Genomic DNA, 2,401 nt, shown 5'->3' with positions numbered 1-2,401 from the left:
TCTGTCGACTGAGTTCAATACCGTATTGCTTAAACATCGCTTCCTGGCGATACAGCGGTAACCCGTATTGGTATTTACTGGTGATAAGCTGACTGAGCAAACTGCTGGTTGCAATGCCTTTGTTGATGGGCATGGCAGGCATTGAGGCTTGTTTAATCTGTGTCTGAGTTGAGGATTTATCACAGTGACGGCAGGCGTATTTAGGCCTAATATGCTCAATCACTTTGATTTTAGCGGGTATGAACTCAAGCTTTTCTGACTTATCTTCACCCATTTTATGTAGCTCACCGCCACAGCAATCACAGGTTTTGTCGATGATGTCGTGAATAACCTGCTCACGAGGTAAGTCTTTTGGCAGTGCCTTACGCACCGGCTTTTTACGGGTATAGCTAATGGATTGTTGCTCTGCCTCAACTTCCTCAACAATTTCTTCCACTTCATTGAATAACTCGCCTTGCCCGGCAAAGCCTTCAGCACTTTTGCCGAATTGTTTTTGTTGGGCCAAGCTCCAGCGCTCTTCCAATGCCGCAATCTGGGCATCCTTCTGCGCTAACAGTTTTTCAAGTTCAGCAATGCGCTGTTTAAGGGCGAGTTCATTTTTCATGACGCCTATTTTAAGGCATCATCAAAGGCTTTGCAGTGCTAACTGAACTCACTTTGATGATCATCAATCGATCGCAAATATTAAAGCATTTTCTTACCTGCGACATCAATTTTACTGTGTCCAATCACATCATAACCCGATAATAACCAGTGTAATTGCTGCTCGCTTAAGGTCATGGTGGGTGACATGAGTTTGGGCCATTTGAACTTATGCTTATCTAATCGCTTATACCACAGTGCAAAACCGGTGTTATCCCAGTAAAGCAGTTTGAGTTTGTCACGGCCTTTATTACAAAACACAAATAGCGCACCACTGAGCACGGGTAGTTCAAGCTCTGCTTCCACCAACGCCGCCAGACCATTAATTGATTTTCGAAAATCAACGGCATCGGCACATAAATAGACGGTGGGTACATCAACGAACATCCTCATACCGTTAGCCCTTTAATAATGGCAACGATATCGGCCGTCGCTAAATCGATAGGAAACGTGAGTTGGCCGGTTAGCGTATCAAACTGCAGCGTATTTTGACGAGTTTGCGCGCAGACTTCAGTAGTTTGTTTTACCTGGACAAAACGTGATGATGTAAGGCACTGCGTGTGCACTGGCAAGGTGGAATTAGGCTGGTCTTTTGCCAGTAAAGCACGTTGTTTATAATAAGTCGTAATAGCGACATTATGGTGTTGGCAGAATTCAATATTAGTACCACTAAACGTACTGCGTTGCAGCAAAAGCTGCTGCCACTGTGCGCTTGTTCTGTAAGTTTTCATCACCTGCTCCGAATTTATCATTGAGCAGGTATTTTTAGATAATCAGAACATCGATGCTAGGTGTGGTTCGCTAGACGCTTACAAAGGGATGGCATCTAAGATTGTTCAAAGGATAGTTAAAGAAGGTCGGAAATATGGTATTGGAGCTATGATTGTGAGCCAAAGACCATCGGAAATTAACCCGACAATACTTTCACAATGCGGTACTTTCTTTGCGTTGAGATTATCTAACGCTACAGATAGAGGACATATAACATCGGCTATATCTGATAATTTAGATGGTTTAACGGGGATGCTGCCAATATTAAGGACAGGCGAGGCAATAATATTGGGTGAGGCAGTTAAGCTTCCAATGCGGACAACCATTCAAGCTCCACCGAAGAATAGGCGTCCAGATAGTCAAGACCCTATCATTTATGATGAAGTACCTATTGAAGTTTCACAAAACCCAGGTGGATGGGGGCTTGATATGGAACCTAATCCTAATTATGAAGAGCTCATTGAAACTTGGAGATCACAAAACCCTAAAATTGATAAAGTTAAATAACAAGGAAATAATTATGAATATGATAAATGTTGATTCTAGTAATGTAGCAGCAGTTGGCTATGATGAAGAGAGTACTACACTTCAAGTAGAATTTAATAACGGAAGTGCATACCAGTACTTTGATGTTCCAGAGCATTTGTTTAACGGTTTACGGGACGCTGACTCAGTTGGTGGTTTCTTAGCTGCAAATATTAAAGGAAGCTATCGTTACTCTAAAGTGTAATAAAGTTATTTAATCGAAGCCTATTAGCCTTAGCTAATGGGCTTTTTTGTTTGCCCAGCGAAGCTGGCAAACCCGATAGGCTGAAAGATGCCTTATCACCCTGACTAAGGGGAAGATAATCTGAATGGCAAGGGCATCACTGGCCAACGGTGGGGTCTGAAGGAAGCCATAAGAAGTTAGAGGTACACAACTAACCGTAACCTGTTTCGGCAGTATTGGTGGGTCAGCGTGCAAAATAGCGCAACGCCCTATACTTAG

5 protein-coding genes are annotated in these 2,401 nt (G+C 42.9%); 2 read left to right on the top strand and 3 right to left on the bottom strand.

Going from position 1 to position 2,401, the window contains the following annotated elements; translation table 11 throughout:
- The 3 genes from L655_RS0102600 to L655_RS0102590 all read right to left on the bottom strand — a co-directional run.
- On the bottom strand, positions 1–604 hold a 604-nt coding region (locus tag L655_RS0102600; protein WP_024604010.1), incomplete at its 3' end, for an IS66 family transposase zinc-finger binding domain-containing protein.
- An 80-nt stretch (positions 605–684) separates the two neighbouring features.
- Positions 685–1,029 carry an IS66 family insertion sequence element accessory protein TnpB gene (tnpB, locus tag L655_RS0102595; protein ID WP_158001052.1) on the bottom strand — a complete coding sequence of 115 codons (345 nt, stop codon included), beginning with the start codon at positions 1,027–1,029 and terminating at the stop codon, positions 685–687.
- A gap of 2 nt (positions 1,030–1,031) precedes the next feature.
- Positions 1,032–1,373 (bottom strand): hypothetical protein, encoded by a 342-nt coding sequence (locus tag L655_RS0102590; RefSeq protein WP_024591408.1) that lies wholly within the window; start codon positions 1,371–1,373, stop codon positions 1,032–1,034.
- Between the two features lie 88 nt (positions 1,374–1,461).
- Between L655_RS0102590 and L655_RS0102585 the strand changes: the two genes are divergently transcribed.
- A complete protein-coding gene (locus tag L655_RS0102585) occupies positions 1,462–1,920 on the top strand; it encodes an ATP-binding protein (protein WP_024604008.1) in 459 nt (152 codons plus the stop codon).
- Positions 1,921–1,933: 13 nt separating this feature from the next.
- Entirely contained in the window at positions 1,934–2,143 is a 210-nt protein-coding gene (locus L655_RS0102580) for a KTSC domain-containing protein (RefSeq protein WP_024604007.1), read from the top strand.
- Positions 2,144–2,401 lie beyond the last annotated feature (258 nt).

This window comes from Pseudoalteromonas sp. TAE79 (assembly GCF_000498015.1).
Taxonomy (GTDB): Bacteria; Pseudomonadota; Gammaproteobacteria; order Enterobacterales; family Alteromonadaceae; genus Pseudoalteromonas.
This window is presented reverse-complemented; position numbering and strand designations above follow the sequence as displayed.